Origin of the sequence: Tardiphaga robiniae (assembly GCF_013359755.1) — a bacterium.
In the GTDB taxonomy this organism is placed as follows: domain Bacteria; phylum Pseudomonadota; class Alphaproteobacteria; order Rhizobiales; family Xanthobacteraceae; genus Tardiphaga; species Tardiphaga robiniae.
Genome location: NZ_JABMCJ010000089.1, coordinates 1 through 20,101, shown reverse-complemented (window position 1 = coordinate 20,101; position 20,101 = coordinate 1). Strand labels below are relative to the sequence as shown.

Below are 20,101 nucleotides of genomic sequence, written 5' to 3'. Positions count from 1 at the left end.
CGCTTCGGATCTACGCAGCTTGCGAACTTAACTTCAGCGAGCTGCCCATGACTACGAGTAACCGATCATGACGACTCTCGGCGCAACGGCCATCCGTGCAGCGCGACGCTTCGCATCCTCCTTGCCTGCGTTGTTCGGCGTGCTGATCTTCACCTTCCTGTTGATGCGCGTATTGCCGGGTGATCCCGCCGTGTTCTTTGCCTCGGGACCCAACTCCGGCAAGGAAGAGATCGAGACCATCCGCAAACAGATGGGTCTCGACAAGCCCGTGCCACAGCAACTGTTCCTTTATCTGTATGACGTCGGCCGCGGCAATCTTGGCCGTTCGCTGATGACAGGCCAGAACGTCACAAAGGACTTGCGTGAGCGCCTGCCGGCCTCCCTCGAACTCACCTTCTCGGCACTTCTGATCGCACTTGTTCTCGCAATCCCGCTGGGTGTCCTTGCAGCGCTGAAACCAGGATCGCTGGTCGATCATGGCGTGAGGCTCTTCTGCGCGCTCGGGGTCTGTGTCCCGACCTTCGTGTCGGGCCTGCTGCTGATCTATATATTCTATTATCTGTTCGGCGTGTCGCCCGATCCGACCGGGCGCGTCGATATCTTCACGACCCTGCCGCCAGCACATACCGGCTTCCTGTTGATCGACTTTGCGCTCGCCGGCGACTTCGATGGCTGGTGGGCCGCGTTCAAGCAATTGATCCTGCCGGCCTGCACCATGGCGCTGTTTGTGATCGCCCCGTTGGCGCGTATCACCCGCGCCTCGATGCTGGCCTCGCTCGGCAGCGACTTCGTTCGCACCGCGCGTTCTGTCGGCCTGTCATGGTGGCGCATCATCGTCACCTATGCGCTGCGTAATGCGATCCTGCCTGTCATCACCATTGCCGGCATCGTGTTCTCGACCATGCTCGGCGCCAATGTGCTGGTGGAGAAAGTGTTTTCCTGGCCCGGCGTCGCCTCCTACGCGCTCGATGCGCTGCTGTCGTCGGACTATGCACCGGTGCAGGGCTTCGTGCTGTTAATGGCGTCGGTCTTCGTTATCGTCAATCTCGTCGTCGATGTGCTCTATGGCATTGCCGATCCCAGGATTTCCATCGGATGAGCAGCGCAACACTTCAACACGCCGCCTTCATCCTGCGTGGCAACCCCATCACCGGCATCGCCGCCATCGGCGCCGCGCTGCTGATCTTTGTCGGCATCTTCGGTCCGTGGATCGTACCCTATGATCCCATCGCATCGAACGTTCAAAACGCCCTGATGCCGCCGAGTGCCGCGCATTGGGCCGGCACCGACCAGCTCGGCCGTGATGTGTTCAGCCGCATCATCGTCGCCGCACAGCTCGACCTCGCCATCGCCGTCTCTGCGGTCGGCATCTCCTTCGCGCTGGGCGCCGTCATCGGTGCCCTCTGCGGCTATTCGGGCGGCAAGCTCGATCGCGCCGTAGGTCGCTTCGTCGACGTGCTGATGGCCTTCCCGCTGTTCGTACTGGCCATGGCCATGGTCGCTGCCCTCGGCAATCGCGTCGAGAACATTGTCATCGCCACCGCCATCATCAACCTGCCGTTCTACATTCGCTTTGCACGTGCCGAAGTGAACGTCCGCCGCAACCTCGGCTGGGTCGAGGCCGCGCGCGCCTGCGGCGACAGCCATATCTCCGTCGTACTGCGCTTTTTGCTGCCGAACGTGCTGCCGGCAATGGTGGTGCAGATGTCGCTCAATCTCGGCTGGGCCATCATCAATGCCGCCGGTCTCTCGTTCATTGGCCTTGGCGTGAAACCACCGACGCCGGAATGGGGCATCATGGTCGCGGAAGGCGCGCGTTTCATCTCCACCGGCAAATGGTGGCTGGTCGCGTTTCCCGGCCTGGCGCTGATGCTCGCCGTGCTTTGCTTCAATCTGCTCGGCGACGGGCTGCGTGATATTCTTGATCCGAGACAGCGAACGTGATGACGACACCAAAACCGCTGCTCGATATCGAGAATCTTCAGGTCACCTTTTCAACGCGCCGCGGCCCGGTTGAGGCCGTGCGCGGAATTTCGTTGTCGCTTGCCGAGGGAGAAACGCTGGGGATCGTCGGTGAGAGCGGCTCCGGAAAATCCGTCACGGGTTTTGCGATGACGCGCCTGCTGGATGCATCGGGTAAAATTTCCGGCGGCCGCATCAGTTTCCGTGATCGCGACATTACCAAGATGACGAGCGCCAGCCTGCGCGAGATGCACGGCTCGGCGATGGCCATGATCTTCCAGAATCCGCGCGGCGCGCTGAACCCGATCCGCGCCATCGGCCAGCAGATCGCCGATGCCATTCTCGCGCATCGCAAGATCTCCGCCTCCGAGGCCCGCGCAGAGTCCCTCGAACTGCTGCGGGCGGTGAAAATCCGCGATCCAGAGAAGCGGATGAACGCGTATCCGCACGAGCTCTCTGGCGGCATGTGCCAACGCGTCATGATCGCCATGGCGATCTCCAGCAATCCGGCGCTGCTGATCGCCGACGAGCCGACCACCGGCCTCGATGTCACCACGCAAAAGGTAGTGATGGATCTCCTCGCCAGCATCGCCGCCGAGCGGGGTATGGCGACGATCCTCATCACCCACGATCTCGGCCTCGCCGCCCGCTATTGCCGCCGCGTCGTGGTGATGGAACAGGGCAGACTGGTCGAGGAGGCCGACGCCCTGACGCTGTTCCGGTCGCCGCAGCATCCCTACACCAAGCGGCTCGTCGCAGCGTCGCCAACCGCAACCTCGCGGGTCGAGGATCTCGTGACCGACGACGAGAAGCTGCTGGTACCGGCCGTCCCCCTCGCTCCGCCGCCAAAGCCGGCGCATGGCACGCCGCCGCTGCTGGAAGTTCTCGATCTCGTCAAACGTTTCGACGACGGCACTGTTGGCGTCGAGAATTTCTCGATGGCGATTGCGCCTGGCGAAAGCGTTGGACTTGTCGGCGAATCCGGCTCCGGCAAGAGTACGACCTCGCGCATGATCTGCCGTTTGCTCGATCAGACCGAAGGCGTCATCAATTTCAATGGGCAGTCAATCAGCCATATTCCCGCGCGCGAATTCCACCAGGCGCCGCAGCGCCGCGAGATCCAGATTGTCTTCCAGGATCCGAACGACAGCCTCAATCCGCGCTTCAACGCCTTCGACTGTATCGCGCATCCGCTGATCCGCCTGCTCGGCATGCGCAATGGGGCGGCGCTGCGCCGGCGCGTCGGCGAATGTGCTCATCGCGTCGGCCTCCCCGCCAATCTGCTGGAACGGTTTCCGCACCAGCTCTCGGGTGGCCAGAAGGCCCGTATCGGCATCGCGCGCGCGATTGCCTGCCGGCCGAAGCTTCTGGTGCTGGACGAGCCGACGGCCGCGCTCGACGTTTCCGTTCAGGCCGTGGTGTTGCAGCTCCTCGATCGTTTGCGCCGCGAAGACAATCTCGCCTTCCTGTTCGTCAGCCACGATCTCAACGTCGTGCGCATGATGTGCCAGCGGACCATCGTGCTGCGCAACGGCGCCATCGTCGAAGAAGGCGAGAGTCACCAGTTGTTCGACAGCCCGAAGACCGACTACACCCGCGAGCTCGTCGATGCAGTTCCGCATATCGAGATGATCGCCGCAGAAAAAATGGCCGCCGGCGCCTAGCCGCGGGTGGCTAGCGGCTAAACGCCTCAACGGACAGCCTTGTCCGGTTCCATTGGCGTAACCATACCGACTATAGTGTGAGTTATACCGGTGCCGGATACCTTGCATCCGCGCCTTATCTCGCAGAACATAAGACTAAGCGTCCCCAATGACGCAATAAAATCGGGAGGATTCCGTGCGGATCAAAGCCGTTCACGTTGCCTTGCTTGCCGTCATGGCGAGCTGTTCTGCGATCACGACCGGCGCGCACGCCCAGTGGCCGCAGAAACAAGTCACCTTCATCGTTCCCTTCGCTGCCGGCGGCGGCACCGATGCCTTTGCGCGGCCACTGGCGGCGCAGCTCGATACCCAGCTTGGCAAGCGCGTCATCATCGAAAACCGCGCCGGTGCCGGGGGCACGGTCGGCGCTTCGGCGGCTGCCAAGGCGGCGCCTGACGGCTATACCTTCTTCATGGGTGCCGCGCATCACGCGATCGCCCCGTCGCTCTATCCCACCCTCGATTATGACATCGAGAAAGACTTCATCCCGGTGGCGCTGATCGCACGGCCGCCACAGGTTATCGTGGTCAATCCAGACAAGGTCGCCGCCAAGACACTGGGTGAATTCATCGCCTATGCGAAGGCCAACCCGGACAAGCTCTCTTATGGATCGGCCGGCGCCGGCACGACGCATCACCTAGCCGGCGAGCTGTTCAAGATCCTGACCCAGACGAAGATCCAGCACGTGCCCTATCGCGGCGCCGGACCGGCAATGCAGGACCTGATCGCCGGTCACGTGCCCGTCGTGTTCGACGGTCTCGGCTCGTCCGCCGCGCCAATCCGCGCGGGGCAACTCCGCGCGCTAGCGATTGCCGCTCCGAAGCGCGTGGCAGCCTTCCCCGATCTGCCGACCGCGGCGGAAGCCGGTTTGCCGAATTATGAAGTCGCCACCTGGTACGGGCTGTTCGCCCCCAAGGGCACACCGCCCGACGTGGTCGAGCGCATGGCGAAGGAATTGAAAACTGCATTGCAGGTGCCGGCGATCAAGGAAGCGTGGGAGCGCAATGGCTCCGACGTGCCTGATGTGGCCGGCGCCGACTTCGGCAAGATGGTGTCGGCCGAGGTGGCGCGCTGGCGCAAGGTCGTGACCGAGGCCAACGTCAAGCTGGATTGATCCGAGCGAACACACGAAAGCCCACCGGACGCGGTAACCTGCGTCTGGTGGGCTTTTTTATGCGGAAGCGACTTCTGCCTGCCTGGCACCTGGACCGGCAAACATCGCACGGCCGGGAATCGCATCCAGCAGCGCGCGGGTATAGGCGTCGGTGGGATTCTGGAAGATCTTCTGCGTCTCGCCCTGCTCGACGATCTCGCCGCGCCGCATCACCACGATGCGGTCGGCAATTTCAGCGGCGACACGCAAGTCATGGGTGATGAAGATCATGGCGAGGTTCATCTCCTCGCGCAGTTCTGCGAGAAGCTGCAGCACCTGCGCCTGCACCGACACGTCGAGCGCCGAGACGGCTTCGTCCGCGACCAGCACCGAAGGCTTCAGGGCCAGTGCACGGGCGATACAGATACGCTGGCGCTGACCGCCGGAGAATTCGTGCGGATAGCGATTGGCCGCACTCTCCTGCAGGCCGACGCGGGCCAGAAGGCGCTTGGCATCGGCCATGGCTTCCTTGGAGGGCGTGCCATAGGCAATCGGGCCGCCGGCAATCGCGTCGCCGACCTTCTGGCGCGGATCGAGCGCCGCGAAGGGATCCTGGAACACGATCTGAATCTTGCGGCGCATCTGGCGCAATCGTTCGCCACGCTGTGACAGCAGATCCTTGCCATCGAAATGAACTGAGCCCGTGTCAGGCTCGATCAGCCGCATGATCAACCGCCCCAGCGTGGACTTGCCTGACCCGGACTCGCCGACGATGGCCACCGTCTCGCGCGCCTTCAGGCCGAGCGAGATGTTCTGCACCGCATCGGTCCGGCGCGGCGGCAGGAACATGCCCTGCTTGGTGATGAAGGTCTTGTTCAGCCCGACCGCATCGAGCAACGGCTCACCGGTGATCTTGCGATCGGCTTTGGTCAGCGAGCGCGCGCCGGGGACGGCGGCGATCAGGCTCTTGGTGTAATCGTCCTTCGGATTACGCAGGACCTCGTCGACGGTGCCCTGCTCAACGACACGGCCGTTGCGCATGACCACGACGCGATCAGCGACATCGGCAACGACGCCAAAATCGTGGGTGATCAGCAGCACGCCCATACCGCGCTCCGACTGGAGCTTCTTCACCAGCGCCAGAATCTGCTTCTGCGTGGTCACGTCGAGCGCGGTGGTCGGCTCGTCTGCAAGAAGCAGCGCCGGATTATTCGCCATCGCCATCGCGATCATGATGCGCTGACGCTGGCCGCCCGAGAGCTGGAACGGAAAGCTGCGCGCGAGCGCCACCGGATCCGGCAGGCCAACGTCCCGGATCAACTCCTGCACACGCGCATCCACCGCCTCTTTGGACGGCGTCGGCTTGGTGTGTGTGATGATCGATTCCGCAATCTGCTGGCCGACACGGGCCAGCGGATTGAGCGCGCTGAGCGGCTCCTGGAAGATCATCGAAATGGCGCCGCCGCGCAGCTTGCGCATTGTCGGCTCGTCCGCCTTGGCGATGTCATTGCCGTTGAAGCTGATGCTGCCTTGCGCAACGCCCGTTCGGTCGGGCAGCAGTCGCAGGATCGCATGCGCAGTCATCGACTTGCCGGAGCCGGACTCACCGACCAGACATACGATTTCGTTGCGATTGACGGTGAGCGATACGTCTTCGATGGCGAAAGGACGATCAGCACCCGGCGGCAGGCTGATAGAGACGTTCTCGATGGCAAGCAGTGTTTTGTCTATCATGAATGCTATCGCTTGCGTGAGATACGGGGGTTCAGCGTGTCGTTGAGACCTTCACCCACGAGATTGATGGCGAGCACGGTGAGCAGGATGGCGAGACCGGGAAATACGCTCATCCACCATGCCTGACGGATCACGGTGCGCGCGGCGCCGATCATGAAGCCCCATGACATCAGATTGGGATCGCCAAGACCCATGAAGCTCAGCGCGCTCTCGATCAGGATGGCGCTGGCGACCGCCAGCGATCCGGTGACGATGATCGGCGAGATCGCGTTCGGCAGAATGCGACGCAGCACTACGGTCAGCGGACGCTGGCCCTGACACACCGCAGCCTGGACGAATTCACGCCCACGCAGCCGCATGAACTCGGCGCGCGTCAGGCGTGCCAGTGGCGGCCAGCTGACGATGCCGATCGCGAAGATGATATTGGAGATTTTCGGCCCGATGGTCGCGACCAGCAGGATTGCGAGAATGAAGCCCGGAATGGTCTGGAACAGCTCGGTGATACGCATCATCACCTCATCAACCTTGCCGCCGAAATAGCCGGCGGTTGCGCCGATGGTGACACCGATGACCAGGGAGGTTAGCGTCGAGATGACGCCGATGATCAGCGAGATGCGGGCGCCATGCGCGATGCCGGCAGCCACGTCACGGCCAAGCATGTCGGAGCCGAGCCAGAGCCCTTCGCTGAACGGCGGCTGGAACGGCGCGCCGACCATATCCCAGGGGTCGTCGGGGAACAGCCACGGAGCCGTCACCGCGAGGAGGACCACCGCGAGGAGGACGATTAGACCAATCATCCCGGTGGGATGGCGGAGAAACGATTTGAGCGTAGACATCATATAATCCCGTTCACGATGCCGCACGCACGGACACGCGCGGATCGATCACCCGGTAGATCGCATCGGTAAGAAGGTTGAGCGCGATCACGATCACCGACATCACCAGGAACACGCCCAGCAGCACCGGATAGTCGCGCTGCAATAGAGCGTCATAAATCAGACGTCCGAGACCCGGCCACGCAAACACAGTCTCGATCACCACCGCACCGCCAACCAGCGCACCGGCCTGCATGCCGGCGACAGTCACGATCGGCAGCATCGCATTGCGCAGGATATGTCGAATGATGATACGGCCCTGCTTCAGGCCCTTGGCCTTGGCGGTCTTGATAAAGTCCTGATGGGTAACGTCCAGCACCGAAGAGCGCATCAGACGCGTGTAGATCGCGAGATACACCGCTGCGAGCGACACGGCGGGCAGGATCAAATGCCAGCCGATATCGACCATGCGCTGCAGTGCGGTCATCGGCACACCGATGGTGACATAGCCAAACGCCGGCAGCCAATCGAGTTGCACCGAAAACAGCAACACCAGCATCAGGCCAAGCCAGAACACCGGCGTTGCATAAAGCAGCAACGACACGACGGTCAGCACCGTGTCGGACCACTTGCCGGCGCGGACACCGGCCAGCGTGCCAAGAATGATGCCTGACAGAAGCGCGAGGCTGAAAGCCGTCGCCGTCAGCAGCAGCGTCGCTGGCAAGCGCTCGAGAATGAGCGACGCCACGGTCCGCTGCTGGCGATAGGAATAACCAAGGTCGAGCGTCACGACGCGCTTCAGATAGGTGGCGAGCTGAATCGGATAGGGCTTGTCGAGGCCGTATTCAGCGCGCAGCTGCGCCAGAAGCTTTTCGTCGGAGGCGCCGCTCTGGCCGGCGATGACCTGCGCGGGATCGCCGGGTGCGGCGTGCACCAGAATGAAGTTGAAGGTCGCAATGACCAGAACGACCGCGATGAATTTGATAACCCATCCCGCGAGCGCGAGAGCGATCGCGAACACGCGATCGCCTTTTGCATCGACCGACACCGCCGTCATCCGAAGCTCACGTCGCTGAACGATTCATGCACGCCGATCGCTGTTGTAGTCACGTTCTTGAGGCGCTTGTCGATGAACGTCGGATAAGCCTGCTCGAACATCCAGACCACCGGCACGTCCTCGACCAGGATCTTCTGCACCTGACTGTACAGTTCCTGACGCTTGGCCTCGGAGGTCGATGTTGCAGCCTCTTCGAACAGACGGTCGACTTCCGGATTGGAATAGCCTGCCGTATTCGAGAACAGGATGCCCTTCTTGATATTCGACGAGATGTAGGTGCGCGACACGCCGAGCGCGGGATCGCCGAACTGATAGACCAGATTGCCGGTCATCTCGTAGTCCCAGTTGCTGAACTTCTCCGCCCAGCCACCGACATCGGTGTTCTCGATCTGCACGTCGATGCCGACGCGGCCGAGCGACTGGCGAATGAACTCGGCCGCGCGCTGATAGATTTCACCATAAGGCGGGGTGAGATACTTGATGGTAACGCGTTTGCCGCCGGCACCCGGCTTAAGCCCCATCTCGTCGAGCAGCGCCTTCGCCTTGTCCAACGAGTAATCGTAACGCTTGACGTCCTTCTCGTAGAACCTGGTCGCCGACGACACCGGACCGGTCGCAACCTTGGGCAGACCAAAGTAAACGCGCTGTGCCATCGATTTCAGATCGAGCGCATAGGCAATAGCCTGACGGAAACGTTTGTCGTCCATCGGCTTGATGCGGTTGTTGAGCTCGAGCCACTGATGCGGTGCGAAATATTCGTAGCCCTTGGTGGTCATCTCGAAATTCGGCAGCTTCGACAGCCGCGCCACATCGAACATTTCGATGTCGTTCCACTGCGTCAGCTGGATCTTGCCCTGCTCCAGCGCAACGGCGCGTGACGCCGAGTCGGGAATGATGCGGTAGATGATTTCGTCGAGATACGGCTGATCCTTGCGGTAATAGCCTTCGTGTTTGACGAGATGAACGTGCGAGCCCTTCACCCATTCCTTGAGTTTGAACGGGCCCGAACCGATCGCCTGCGCATTGGCCGGATTCTTGCGATATTCCGTGCCGTCATAGATATGCTTCGGCACGATCGGACCCGTCGTGCAGTCGAGCGCGGTCAGGAACGGGGCAAAGGTCGACTTCAGCTTGAACACCACGGTGAGCGGATCCGGCGCGTCTGCCTTTTCGATACGCGAGTAAATCCCGCGCGCACGTGCATGGGTCTCCGGCAGCAGCTTGGTCATCGAGAAGATGACATCGTCCGCCGTCAGCGGCTTGCCGTCGTGGAAGGTGATGCCCGGAAACAGCTTGAACGTATAGGTCAGGCCGTCCGGCGACACTTCCCACGACTGTGCGAGACCGGGAAGCGGCTTGAGGTCAGGGCTGTAACGCAGCAGGCTCTCATAGATCTTGCCACCCAGGGTCAGCGTTGGCTGCTGCTGGTTAAGTGCAGTGACGAGAATCGGAGGCTCTGGCTGAATGATCGTGTTCAGCGTGCCGCCCTTGGTCTGACCAGCGGCACGAGTGATGCCGAGGGGGATACCCGAGAGCGCAACCGCACTCACGCCCATCAGCTTTGCGAATTCACGTCTATTCATAACCTAGTCCTTTAACAGTGCATCTAACAGTGGCTGCAGCCAGACGCTTGCACATCTGGCTGCAGCCGAGTCATCAAGTGACTTTGAGTGACCCTATCTTCAACCGAGCGTCACGGCTCCAAAAGTCTCGTGCACACCGATGCCGGTGGTGATGACGTTCTTCAACCGCTTGTCGATGAAGTTGGGGAAGTCTTGCTCGACCATCCATGCGATCGGGACTTCTTCTACGACAATTTTCTGCACGGCCGTGTAGAGTTCCTGACGTTTTGCGTCAGAGGTCGCCACGGCGGCTTCCTCGAATAGCCGGTCTACTTCCGGATTGGAATAGCCCGCGATATTTGAGAACAGAATACCCTTACGGATATTCGCCGTGATGTAACTGCGCGACACGCCCAGCGCCGGATCGCCGAACTGGTAAAGCAGATTGCAGGTGATCTCGTAATTCCAGTTGCTGGTGCGCTCGGCCCAGCCGGCGAGATCGAGATTTTCCAGTTGCAGATCGATGCCGACACGACCGAGCGATTGCTTGAAGAATTCGGCCGAGCGCTGCCAGATTTCGCCATAGGGCGGAACCAGGAATTTGATGCTGACACGCTTGCCGTCAGCACCGGGCTTCAGGCCCATCTCGTCGAGCAGGGCTTTCGCCTTGTCCAGCGAGTAGTCGTACTGCTTGACATCTTTTTCGTAGAACCGGGTCTTCGACGAAACTGGTCCGGTCGCCACCTTCCCGAGATTGAAGAACACGCGTTGCAGCAGCGCCTTGCGATCGACCGCGAACATGACCGCCTGACGAAAACGCTTGTCGTCCATCGGCTTGACGCGAAGATTGAACTCCAGCCAGAAATGCGGCGCGAAGAACTCGTAGCCCTTGGTGGTCATTTCGACATTGGGCAGCTTCGATAGACGCGCGACGTCGAACAGTTCGACGTCAGTCCACTGCGTCAATTGGACTTTGCCCTGTTCGAGCGCGACGGCGCGCGATGCGCCGTCCGGAATCACGCGATAGATGATCTCGTCGAGATGCGGCTCGCCCTTGCGGTAATAGCCCTCGTGTTTGACGAGATGGACATGCGAGCCCTTGACCCATTCCTTGAGCTTGAACGGGCCCGAGCCGATCGCCTGCGCATTGGCAGGGTTCTTGCGGAAATCGGTGCCGTCATAGATATGCTTCGGCACGATCGGCGCTGTCGTGCAATCGAACGAATTGAGGAACGGCGCGAACGGCGCCTTCAGCGTGAACACGACCGTGAGTGGATCGGGCGCTTCAGCCTTTTCGATGCGCAGGAAGGTGCCGCGTGCACGCGCATGGGTTTCGACGAGGACCTTGGTCACCGAGAACACCACGTCTTCCGACGTCAACGGCTTGCCGTCATGGAAGGTGATGCCTGGAAACAGCTTGAACGTATAGACGAGGCCATCGGGTGAAACGGTCCAGGACTCAGCGAGACCGGGCAGCGGCTTGAGATCGGCGCCGTAGCGGAGCAGGCTCTCATAGATCTTGCCGCCCAGCGTCAACGTCGGCTGCTGCTGGTTGAGCGCGGTCACCAGGATTGGCGGCTCGGGCTGGATGATCGTGTTGAGAGTACCGCCCTTGGTCTGACCGACGGCGCGGGTGACGCCGAGAGGAATTCCCGAAAGCGCAGTCGCACTCAAACCCAATAGTTTCGCGAATTCACGTCTATTCATCTTAATTCCTTTGTAGCAAAGATATTTGAAACGTTCAACGTCATCCGAAACTCACCGCCCCGAATGTCTCGTGCACCCCGATCGCCGTCGACAACACGTTCTTCAGCCGCTTGTCGATGAAGTTCGGATAGTCCTGCTCGAACGTCCAGACCACTGGAACGTCCTCAACGAGAATTCTCTGGACCTGACTATAGAGCTCCTGCCGCTTGTCATCGGATGTCGCCACGGCTGCTTCTTCGAACAGGCGATCAACTTCCGGATTGGAATAGCCGGCGGTGTTCGAAAACAGGATGCCCTTCTTGATATTCGACGAGATGTAGGTGCGTGCCACACCGAGCGCGGGATCGCCGAACTGGTAAACCAGGTTGGCAGTCATATCGTAATCCCAATCGGCGAACTTTTGCGCCCAGCCGGCGATATCGGTGGTCTGCAATTGCAGATCGATGCCAACGCGCCCGAGTGACTGGCGCAGGAATTCGGCGGCCCGCGTATTGGCCTCGCTGACCGGCGAGATCAGATAGCGCAGCGTGACGCGCTTGCCGTCCGGACCCGGCTTCAGGCCCATCTCGTCGAGCAGCGCTTTCGCCTTGTCGACGGAGTAGTCGTAAGTTTTGACGTTCTTGTCGTAGAACCGTGTCTTCGACGAGATCGGGCCGGTCGCCAGCTTGCCAAGCCCGAAATAGATTCGCTGCAGCATCGCCTTGCGGTCGATCGCATGCATCACGGCCTGACGAAAACGCTTGTCGTCCATCGGCTTGATGCGATTATTGAGTTCGATCCATTGATGCGGCGCAAAGAACTCGTAGCCCTTGGTGGACACCTCGTAATTCGGCAGTTTCGACAGCCGCGGCACCTCGAAGAATTCGATATCGCCCCACTGCGTCAGCTGCACCTTGCCCTGCTCGACCGCCACGGTACGCGACGCACCATCGGGGATCGCACGGTAGATGATTTCGTCGAGATAGGGCTCGCCGGGCCGATGGTATCCTTCGTGCCGGACAAAATGGATGTGCGATCCCTTGACCCATTCCTTGAGCTTGAACGGACCACAGCCGATTGCCTGCGCATTGGCGGGATTCTTGCGATAGTCGGTCCCCTCATAGATGTGCTTCGGCAGGATCGGCGCCGTGGTGCAATCCAGCGACGTCAGGAACGGTGCGAAGGGCGACTTCAGCGTGAAGATCACCGTCAGCGGATCGGGCGCCTCCGCCTTTGCGATGCGCGCAAATGTCACGCGACCGCGCGCATGGGTTTCCATCAGCACCTTGGTCATGGTGAAGATCACGTCTTCCGAGGTCAGCGGCTTGCCGTCGTGAAACGTGATGTTCGGGAACAGCTTGAACGTATAGGTCAGCCCGTCCGGCGAAACCTCCCAGGATTTGGCGAGGCCGGGAATCGGCTTGAGATCGAAATCGTAACGCAGCAGGCTCTCATAGAGTTTGCCGCCGACGGTGAGGGTCGGCTGTTGCTGATTGATCGCCGTGACCAGGATCGGCGGTTCAGGTTGAATGATCGTATTGAGCGTACCGCCTCTGGTCTGCCCCGTGGCGCGGGCGATGCCGAGCGGGACGCCCGACAGCGCCGTAGCGCTCAGACCCAGCAATTTCGCGAACTCACGTCGATTCATTCAGCTCTCCCGATAGACACAGAGGGTTGAACGTCAGGGTTGCACTGACGCGCAAGGATGAGCTTGCAAAATTCAAGCCGCCGCTGTCGCCGGGCCGATCATTGTCGCGATCGGGCCCGCGTTGTCTGAGAACCGAGCCTGCTCCGTGAATGAGCGGGATTTCAGTATCCCCGTGCCGGATCGACGCGGTTGAGTAGAATCTCTCCAGTCTTGAGACGGCGGATATTCTCGGCAATCTGGTCGGCAATGACGCGCGGTTTGGCCAATCCGGCCATATGCGGCGTCACCAGAATACCCGGCTCCGTCCACAGCGGATTGTCGGGCTGCAGCGGCTCTTTGTCGAACACATCTAGAATTGCGCCGCGCAGATGGCCCGATCGCAATGAGGCAACGAGGTCTGGAACGTTCAGGTGCTCGCCACGGCTGCAGAGGATAAGCGCCGCCCCTTTCGGCAGGCGGGCGAAACGGTCAGCATTCAGAATTCCCACCGTGCTCTGCGTTAGCGGCAGCAGACAGACCAGGATGTCGGTCTGCACCAGGAAATCGTCGAGCGCGGCGTCGCCGGCGAAGACGTCCACACCCTCGACCTGTTTTGCGGAGCGCGACCAGCCGGAGACCTCGTAGCCAACCGATTTCAGCAGCGTGGCAGCCTGGATTCCGAGGGTGCCGAGACCGAGGATGCCGACGCGCTTGTCAGCGGCCGCGACCTGATCGTAGCGATGCCAGTGCCCATTGCGGGCATTGGTGGAGACGCGATCAAATTCGCGATGAAAATACAGCGTGCCCCACAGCACATATTCGGCCATCGCTCTACCCAGCAGCGGATCCACGATCCGGCAGAGCGGCAGGTCCGGCAGTGCCGTGTCGGACAACACATTGTCCACACCGGCGGCGATGGAATGGATCAGCCGCAAATTCGGCATAGTCGCCATCACGCCCGCGGGTGGTTTCCAGCAGACCACAACCTCCCCATCGAGCGCCCCCTCTTCCGGCCAAGTGGTCACGAGCGCGCCGGGAACCACCCGCTTCAGATGGTCCTCCAGAAAGCCCATGGTGTTGGACAGGGTTGTCATGAGAGTAATGCGGGTCATCGAATTCCTGCGTTTGTTTCTGCCCGAGCCTTTTCCGTTCCGATTGAATCGGAACGGGGCTCAGGATTGTCGTTTTACGCGTTTTCTTAATGCGAACCGGTACCCACTTCGCTGGAAAACGCGCTAGTGGCATGAAGCCTGCTTTGAGAATGGCAACGTCCGGAACGATGCGCCCAAAACCTCTATCCTAGGGTACGATGTCGGCGCATCATCTCCGTCTTCACAGGGTCAGGATTTGTCGCGTATGGGCCATATCTCTTCAATTTCGTGCAACACGCCGCGCCAGCGCGTCGCGCCGCCGGCCATGGTGAGTTTTTCCGGCTTCGAGGCCAGCGGCCGCCGCGCCGATGCACTCCAGGCCGCACAACGCCCGGTGGTTGCGATGGCTGCCGAATTCTCCTCGGGCGGCGTCGGAGTCCGGCACAGCCACCGCCGCGCGCAATTTCTCCACGGCCTGACCGGGGTCATGACCGTGATCACCGAGACCGGCAGCTGGACCGTATCGCCGCAGCATGCGCTGTGGATCCCGCCCGGCGTCGTCCATCAAAGCCGCTGCTGGGGCACCGTGCAGCTCCGTACGCTTTACGTCGAACCCGACGCGACGGTCGGCCTGCCGACCTCGTGCCAGCTGATGGAAGTGTCGTCGCTGGTACGCGCGCTGCTCAACGAGGCCGTCACCTTCCCGACCGAATACGATATGGACGGCCGCGAAGGCCAGATCATGAATTTGATGCTCGCTGAAATCGGCCGCATGCCGGCCGTGCCGCTGCGCGCGCCGATGCCGCAGGACCGCCGCCTCGCGCGTATCTGTGAAGCGATCCTGCGCGAGCCCGGCAACAATCAGGATCTGGAATCCTGGTCGCAGATCGGCGGCCTCGGCCGACGGACGCTGACGCGGCTGTTTCGCCGCGAGACCGGCATGAGCTTCGCCGAATGGCGCCAGCAGGTGCGATTGATGGAAGCATTGTCGCGCCTGACCATGCGCGAGCCGGTGACCAATGTGGCGCTCGATCTCGGCTATGATAGTCCAAGTGCCTTCAGCGCTATGTTCCGTCGCTCGATGGGAATTTCACCACGCGACTATCTGCGCTGGAGCGAACAGACGGAGGACTTGGCAACGTGACCGACGCGCACCAGCTTAGGACTCGACCGCTGGCCGCGCTTCCATCGAAGCACGCAATCGGCGAATACCGGCTTCGATCTCGCGGATGTCGTCGTCGAGCTGCCCGAGCAGCACCCCGAAATTGAAGTCCATTCTGTTGCGGACGGACGCCGCCAGCGTTTCGCGATGCACCTTGAGATCTTGCAACGCACTTAGCTGGTTCGTATCGACATAGGCGGCAACCACAAGCTCAATCGCGCTTTTCACCGCAACGCTTTCTTCTCGGCTTCATCGATTTGGGCCTTCAACCGCGCTTTGGTCGCTCGAACACCGGGGAACGGTGCTCCCAGTCGGCGCGCCTGGATCTGTACGGAACTCTGCGGTCGTTTCATGATCACCGCGGCTCTGGCCAGCGATACTTTACGCGCGATAAGCCCTTTCAAAATTTCAATCTGTTCCTCGTCCCAACGATTTTTTGCCATCTGATCTTATGAGTGCGCTGAAATAACTTGTCTGTACGGTAGCTGTCCCTTTGCAACGCGATGTTCACAACTATTGTTCCCGATGCGCCCAGGTTGCAGAACACAATCCCTGCCGGAGAAAGCGCTGCGTGGAATTGCGCCGAAAAATCGGAACGTGTTTCAATTGAAATCGTTTCGCCAGCAGGGAACAGTACTGAAAAGGCTCCGGAGTGATCCGGAGCCTTTCTCTATTTGGCAGGCACCCCGCTTGGTAGCGGGGTATTTGGCAGCTGCGGCGATACCCGCCGCTTACATCACCACTTCGATCAGCTTCGGACCTTTCGCAGCGATCGCGTTGGCGAGCGCCTTGTTGAAGTCGTCGACGTTGGACACCGAAACGCCGGGGACGCCCATGCCCTTGGCGAGCGACACCCAGTCGAGCGTCGGACGGTCGAGGTTGAGCATATCGAGGGCGCGCTGGCCCGGCTCGCCGGCATCGACGCCGGCGAATTCACCGAGCAGGATTTGATACTTGCGGTTGGCGAACACGATAGTGGTGATGTCGAGCTCTTCGCGGGCCTGGGTCCACAGCGACTGCAGCGTGTACATCGCGCTGCCGTCACCAACCATGCAGATCACCTTGCGGTCCGGGCAGGCCACGGCGGCGCCGGTGGCGACCGGGGTCGAGAAGCCGATCGAGCCGCCCATGTTCTGCAGCCAGTCATGCGGCGCAGCCGCTGCGGTCGGCGGGAAGAATCCGCGACCGGTGGTCAACGACTCATCGACCATGATGGCGTTTTCCGGGATCGCATAGGCAATCGCCTGCGCAATCGTGGTGTGGTTCAGCGCGCCGGTCGGCTTCACCAGTTCGGCGAGCTTCTGCGGCTTCACATCCGACGGCTTGGCGCCGAGCGCGCCGGCCAGTGCTTCGAGCGCAGCGATCGAGTTCTCGCCGCCGGCGGTGATGCGATGCACTTCGCAGCCTTCCGGCTTCAGCATGCTCGGCTTGTTCGGATAAGCGAAGAAGGCCACGGGATCGTTGGCTTCCACCAACACGATGTTCTTGAAATCCTTCAGCAGCGGAAGTGCGGCTTCGATCACATAGGGAATGCGGTCGATGGAGAACCGGCCGCGGCCGCGCGCCATGCGCGGATTGTAGGTCTGGCCCATCACCTTGCAGCCGGTCTTGCCGGCGATCTGCTCGGCCAGCGCCAGGCCCTTCTCGGTCAGCCCCTGGCCGGTCATCAGCAGCAGCGTCGAGGCGCCACCGTCCTTCATGATCCTGGCGGCGGTCTCGACGGCCTGCGCCGAATAGCCGGCGCTCTGCTTCTCGGCCGGCACCGGCGCCACACCGTCAGCCGCGCCCCATGCGGTGTCAGCGGGCAGGATCAGCGTCGCGATCTGGCGATCCTTGGCGGCGGCAATTGCTGCGGCGCCGTCCTTGGCCACCGACTTGGAATCCGGCGAGGTGTGCACCCACTGCGACATCGGACGGGCGAGGCCCTCGATGTCCGAGGTCAGCGGCGCGTTGTATTCGATGTGATAGACGGCATGCTGGCCGACGATGTTGACGATGCCCGAATTGGCCTTCTTGGCATTGTGCAGGTTGGCGAGGCCATTGGCGAGGCCGGGGCCGAGATGCAGCAGCGTCGAGGCCGGGGTGCCCTTCATGCGGAAGTAGCCATCGGCCGCGCCGGTGACGACGCCTTCGAACAGGCCGAGCACGCAGCGCATGCCTTCGACGCGGTCGAGCGCCGCAACGAAATGCATTTCCGACGTTCCCGGATTGGCAAAGCAGACATCCACATTGCCCGCCACCAATGTCCGCACCAGGCTTTCCGCACCGTTCATCGTCTCACTCCGTTTGATTCAGGGTCGTATCTCGGTTTCTTGATCTCGGGGGCTGATGAACCATTGTTCGGAGGGCCCGTCAAAGGGTCGGAACGCAAGGCTTCGTTGTGAGGGCCGCGGGGCGGGCTGAACGCCGGTTATTATCGCTCCATCCGGGCTGTCCTCACACGGCCGTGGGTTGCGGATCGGGGCGATTTATGGCCTGTCTTGGGCCTCAATTTTTTCTGGCGAGGACCATGATGAAGCGCCTTTTTGCTCTCTTTTTTGCCGCAGCCGCGTTCACCACAATTGCGTTTCCTGCCGATGCACGCGTTCGCAACCAGCCGCCGGCGCAGGACTTCGAGGTCGACGACGGCCCGTCGCTCTCCAACTTCTTCTCCAATTTCGGCAATGGCGGCGGCAACAGCTCCGGCCCGATCCAGCGCCAGACCGTCGGCTTCCACAGCAATTACGCCCCTGGGACCATCGTCGTGAACACCGCCGAGCGCCGGCTCTATCTGGTGCAGCCGGGCGGCCAGGCGCTGCGCTATGGCATCGGCGTCGGCCGCGATGGCTTCCGCTGGGGCGGCGTCCACCGCGTCACCGCCAAGAAGGAATGGCCGAGCTGGACCCCGCCGGCCCAGATGCTCGCCCGCCGGCCCGACCTGCCCCGCCACATGCCCGGCGGCATCGACAACCCGCTCGGCGCCCGCGCCATGTATCTCGGCTCGACGCTGTACCGCATCCACGGCTCGAACGAGCCGGAGACCATCGGGCAGGCCGTGTCCTCGGGATGCTTCCGCATGACCAATGACGATGTCACCGATCTCTATAACCGCGTCTCGGTCGGCGCGACGGTCATCGTCAAGAACTGAGCTTGACCTGAGAACGAAGGCTTCCTGCGGGAAGCCTTCGAATAGTCCGCGGGGGCGGCACTGAACGCTTGCGCAAATACGCGCATTGCGAGAACTTGAGTAATAATGCCCGCCCCGACACCAGATCGATTCATCGTCCGGACGATTGCCGCGCTGCTGGCGCTAGCGTCTTTGACCGCCTTTGTGCCGCAGCCGTCTTATGCCGGCGCGAGCGAGCCGCCCGCCGTTACGGCGCGCCAGCGCACCGAGAAGAAAACCTTTACCGACAGCGAGATCATCGACGGTTTTTTCAAGACCGCCTTTGGCGCCGAATATCACCTCGCCGGCCGCGTCGACCGCATTCGCAAATATGAGCTTCCGGTGCGGGTCTTCGCCGAAGGCCGTGCCGACCGCAAGGCTCAAATCGCCAAGGTTGTGACCGACATCGCGCGCCGGGTGCAGCATCTCAACATCGCCATGGCGGACAACCGCGACGACGCCAATGTGCTGGTGAAGCTGGTGCGCGACCGCGATCTCTATCGCACCATCTCGACCTTCTATGGCACCGACCGGGCCAACGAGATCCGCGACTCCCTGGACCCGCAATGCCTGTCCGGCTTCCGCAAGAACGAGGCCTTCGAGATCGAACGCTCCGACGTGATCCTCACCGTAGACAATGGCGACTTCGTCTTTCTCGATTGCGCCTATGAGGAATTGCTGCAGTCGCTGGGCCCGATCAACGATACCAGTACGGTGCCGTGGACGATGTTCAACGACAACGTCCAGATGGGCTTCTTCGACGTCTACGACCAGTACATCCTCAACATCCTCTACGATCCCCGCATCAAGGCCGGCATGACCGTGCAGGAGGTCAAGGACGTGCTGCCGCAGGTGCTCACTGACGTGCGTATCTGGGTGAGCAAGGTGAACGAGCTGCAGGATTAGCGGCGAGCGTCGTCCGCAATCGTAGGATGGGTAGAGCGTCCTCGCGAAACCATCGCTTTTCTGAGCTTGTGTGGTTGATGGGTTTCGCTCCTGCGCGATGCGCCTGCACTCCACCCATCCTGCGATCCCGCGTGATGCTCTCGGTCGTCGTGGCCCGACTACGCGAAGCGAGCTTCGCAATGATCCCAGGCTTCTGCACACGTCATGGCCGGACTTGTTCCGGCCATCCACGCCTTGCTGTGGACGTCGCCAAGGCGTGGATACCCGGCATGCGCCGGGCATGACGGCGTCTGGTTTGGACGTTCGCGCGTCACGTTATTTCAGATTCAACTGTCAAACAGCCACTGCTCTTCAGACATGCGTCATCGCCCCCATTGTTTGCGGCGCGGGGGCGCCGTCGTTGCTTGCATTCCCGCCCCCTGTGAGAGGGCGTGCGGAACGCCGGGTGCCCGTTGCACCCTTGGGCCTGATGCGAATGCGGTCTTCCGCAGGTTAGTGTGCATCAGGACTTTCGGAGGCCCCGAGCAAGTGCCCGGCGTTCCGCATGCGGTGTTTTTT

General features: G+C 61.4%; 17 protein-coding genes. 7 read left to right on the top strand and 10 right to left on the bottom strand.

Annotated elements, in window-relative coordinates; translation table 11 throughout:
• Positions 1 to 67: 67 nt before the first annotated feature.
• From HP556_RS19255 to HP556_RS19240, 4 genes are all read left to right on the top strand, one after another.
• A complete protein-coding gene (locus tag HP556_RS19255) occupies positions 68 to 1,099 on the top strand; it encodes an ABC transporter permease (protein ID WP_170849808.1) in 1,032 nt (343 codons plus the stop codon).
• Positions 1,096 to 1,944, top strand: coding sequence for an ABC transporter permease (locus tag HP556_RS19250; RefSeq protein WP_175368163.1), 849 nt, complete (start codon positions 1,096 to 1,098; stop codon positions 1,942 to 1,944). Before HP556_RS19255 ends, HP556_RS19250 begins: the two co-directional genes overlap by 4 nt.
• Positions 1,944 to 3,626, top strand: a complete 1,683-nt coding sequence (gene nikE / locus HP556_RS19245) for a nickel ABC transporter ATP-binding protein NikE (RefSeq protein WP_175368162.1) — start codon at positions 1,944 to 1,946, stop codon at positions 3,624 to 3,626. The genes HP556_RS19250 and nikE overlap by 1 nt, the downstream gene beginning before the upstream one ends.
• Before the next feature lie 175 nt (positions 3,627 to 3,801).
• On the top strand, positions 3,802 to 4,779 hold the full coding sequence (locus tag HP556_RS19240; protein ID WP_338117595.1) for a Bug family tripartite tricarboxylate transporter substrate binding protein: 978 nt from the start codon (positions 3,802 to 3,804) through the stop codon (positions 4,777 to 4,779).
• Positions 4,780 to 4,836: 57 nt separating this feature from the next.
• Here HP556_RS19240 and HP556_RS19235 read toward each other — a convergent pair whose 3' ends face one another.
• The 7 genes from HP556_RS19235 to HP556_RS19205 all read right to left on the bottom strand — a co-directional run bounded on the left by HP556_RS19235 (position 4,837) and on the right by HP556_RS19205 (position 14,333).
• Positions 4,837 to 6,492, bottom strand: coding sequence for a dipeptide ABC transporter ATP-binding protein (locus HP556_RS19235; protein WP_175368161.1), 1,656 nt, complete (start codon positions 6,490 to 6,492; stop codon positions 4,837 to 4,839).
• A 5-nt stretch (positions 6,493 to 6,497) separates the two neighbouring features.
• Complete coding sequence (locus HP556_RS19230; RefSeq protein ID WP_120289223.1) at positions 6,498 to 7,328, bottom strand: ABC transporter permease; 831 nt, start codon at positions 7,326 to 7,328, stop codon at positions 6,498 to 6,500.
• Positions 7,329 to 7,341: 13 nt separating this feature from the next.
• On the bottom strand, positions 7,342 to 8,364 hold the full coding sequence (locus HP556_RS19225) for an ABC transporter permease (RefSeq protein WP_175368160.1): 1,023 nt from the start codon (positions 8,362 to 8,364) through the stop codon (positions 7,342 to 7,344).
• Positions 8,361 to 9,947 (bottom strand): ABC transporter substrate-binding protein, encoded by a 1,587-nt coding sequence (locus HP556_RS19220; RefSeq protein WP_120288813.1) that lies wholly within the window; start codon positions 9,945 to 9,947, stop codon positions 8,361 to 8,363. Before HP556_RS19220 ends, HP556_RS19225 begins: the two co-directional genes overlap by 4 nt.
• A 99-nt stretch (positions 9,948 to 10,046) precedes the next feature.
• Positions 10,047 to 11,633 carry an ABC transporter substrate-binding protein gene (locus tag HP556_RS19215; protein ID WP_175368159.1) on the bottom strand — a complete coding sequence of 529 codons (1,587 nt, stop codon included), beginning with the start codon at positions 11,631 to 11,633 and terminating at the stop codon, positions 10,047 to 10,049.
• A 40-nt stretch (positions 11,634 to 11,673) separates the two neighbouring features.
• Positions 11,674 to 13,260, bottom strand: coding sequence for an ABC transporter substrate-binding protein (locus HP556_RS19210; RefSeq protein WP_175368158.1), 1,587 nt, complete (start codon positions 13,258 to 13,260; stop codon positions 11,674 to 11,676).
• Positions 13,261 to 13,421: 161 nt separating this feature from the next.
• On the bottom strand, positions 13,422 to 14,333 hold the full coding sequence (locus HP556_RS19205) for a 2-hydroxyacid dehydrogenase (protein ID WP_246297822.1): 912 nt from the start codon (positions 14,331 to 14,333) through the stop codon (positions 13,422 to 13,424).
• A gap of 262 nt (positions 14,334 to 14,595) precedes the next feature.
• Here HP556_RS19205 and HP556_RS19200 point away from each other — a divergent pair, with 262 nt between their 5' ends.
• Complete coding sequence (locus HP556_RS19200) at positions 14,596 to 15,474, top strand: AraC family transcriptional regulator (RefSeq protein WP_210269248.1); 879 nt, start codon at positions 14,596 to 14,598, stop codon at positions 15,472 to 15,474.
• A 15-nt stretch (positions 15,475 to 15,489) separates the two neighbouring features.
• On the opposite strand, the gene HP556_RS19195 is transcribed toward HP556_RS19200, so the two are convergent.
• The 3 genes from HP556_RS19195 to HP556_RS19185 form a co-directional block, all read right to left on the bottom strand.
• Positions 15,490 to 15,720: a hypothetical protein gene (locus HP556_RS19195; RefSeq protein ID WP_089268026.1), complete on the bottom strand. Its 231-nt coding sequence runs from the start codon at positions 15,718 to 15,720 to the stop codon at positions 15,490 to 15,492.
• A complete protein-coding gene (locus HP556_RS19190; protein ID WP_120288809.1) occupies positions 15,717 to 15,935 on the bottom strand; it encodes a hypothetical protein in 219 nt (72 codons plus the stop codon). Before HP556_RS19190 ends, HP556_RS19195 begins: the two co-directional genes overlap by 4 nt.
• Positions 15,936 to 16,223: 288 nt before the next feature.
• A complete protein-coding gene (locus HP556_RS19185) occupies positions 16,224 to 17,765 on the bottom strand; it encodes an acetolactate synthase large subunit (RefSeq protein WP_089268028.1) in 1,542 nt (513 codons plus the stop codon).
• Between the two features lie 239 nt (positions 17,766 to 18,004).
• Here HP556_RS19185 and HP556_RS19180 point away from each other — a divergent pair, with 239 nt between their 5' ends.
• On the top strand, positions 18,005 to 18,619 hold the full coding sequence (locus HP556_RS19180) for a L,D-transpeptidase (protein ID WP_081422064.1): 615 nt from the start codon (positions 18,005 to 18,007) through the stop codon (positions 18,617 to 18,619).
• Between the two features lie 105 nt (positions 18,620 to 18,724).
• Positions 18,725 to 19,543, top strand: coding sequence for a DUF2927 domain-containing protein (locus HP556_RS19175; RefSeq protein WP_089268029.1), 819 nt, complete (start codon positions 18,725 to 18,727; stop codon positions 19,541 to 19,543).
• Positions 19,544 to 20,101: the final 558 nt, after the last annotated feature.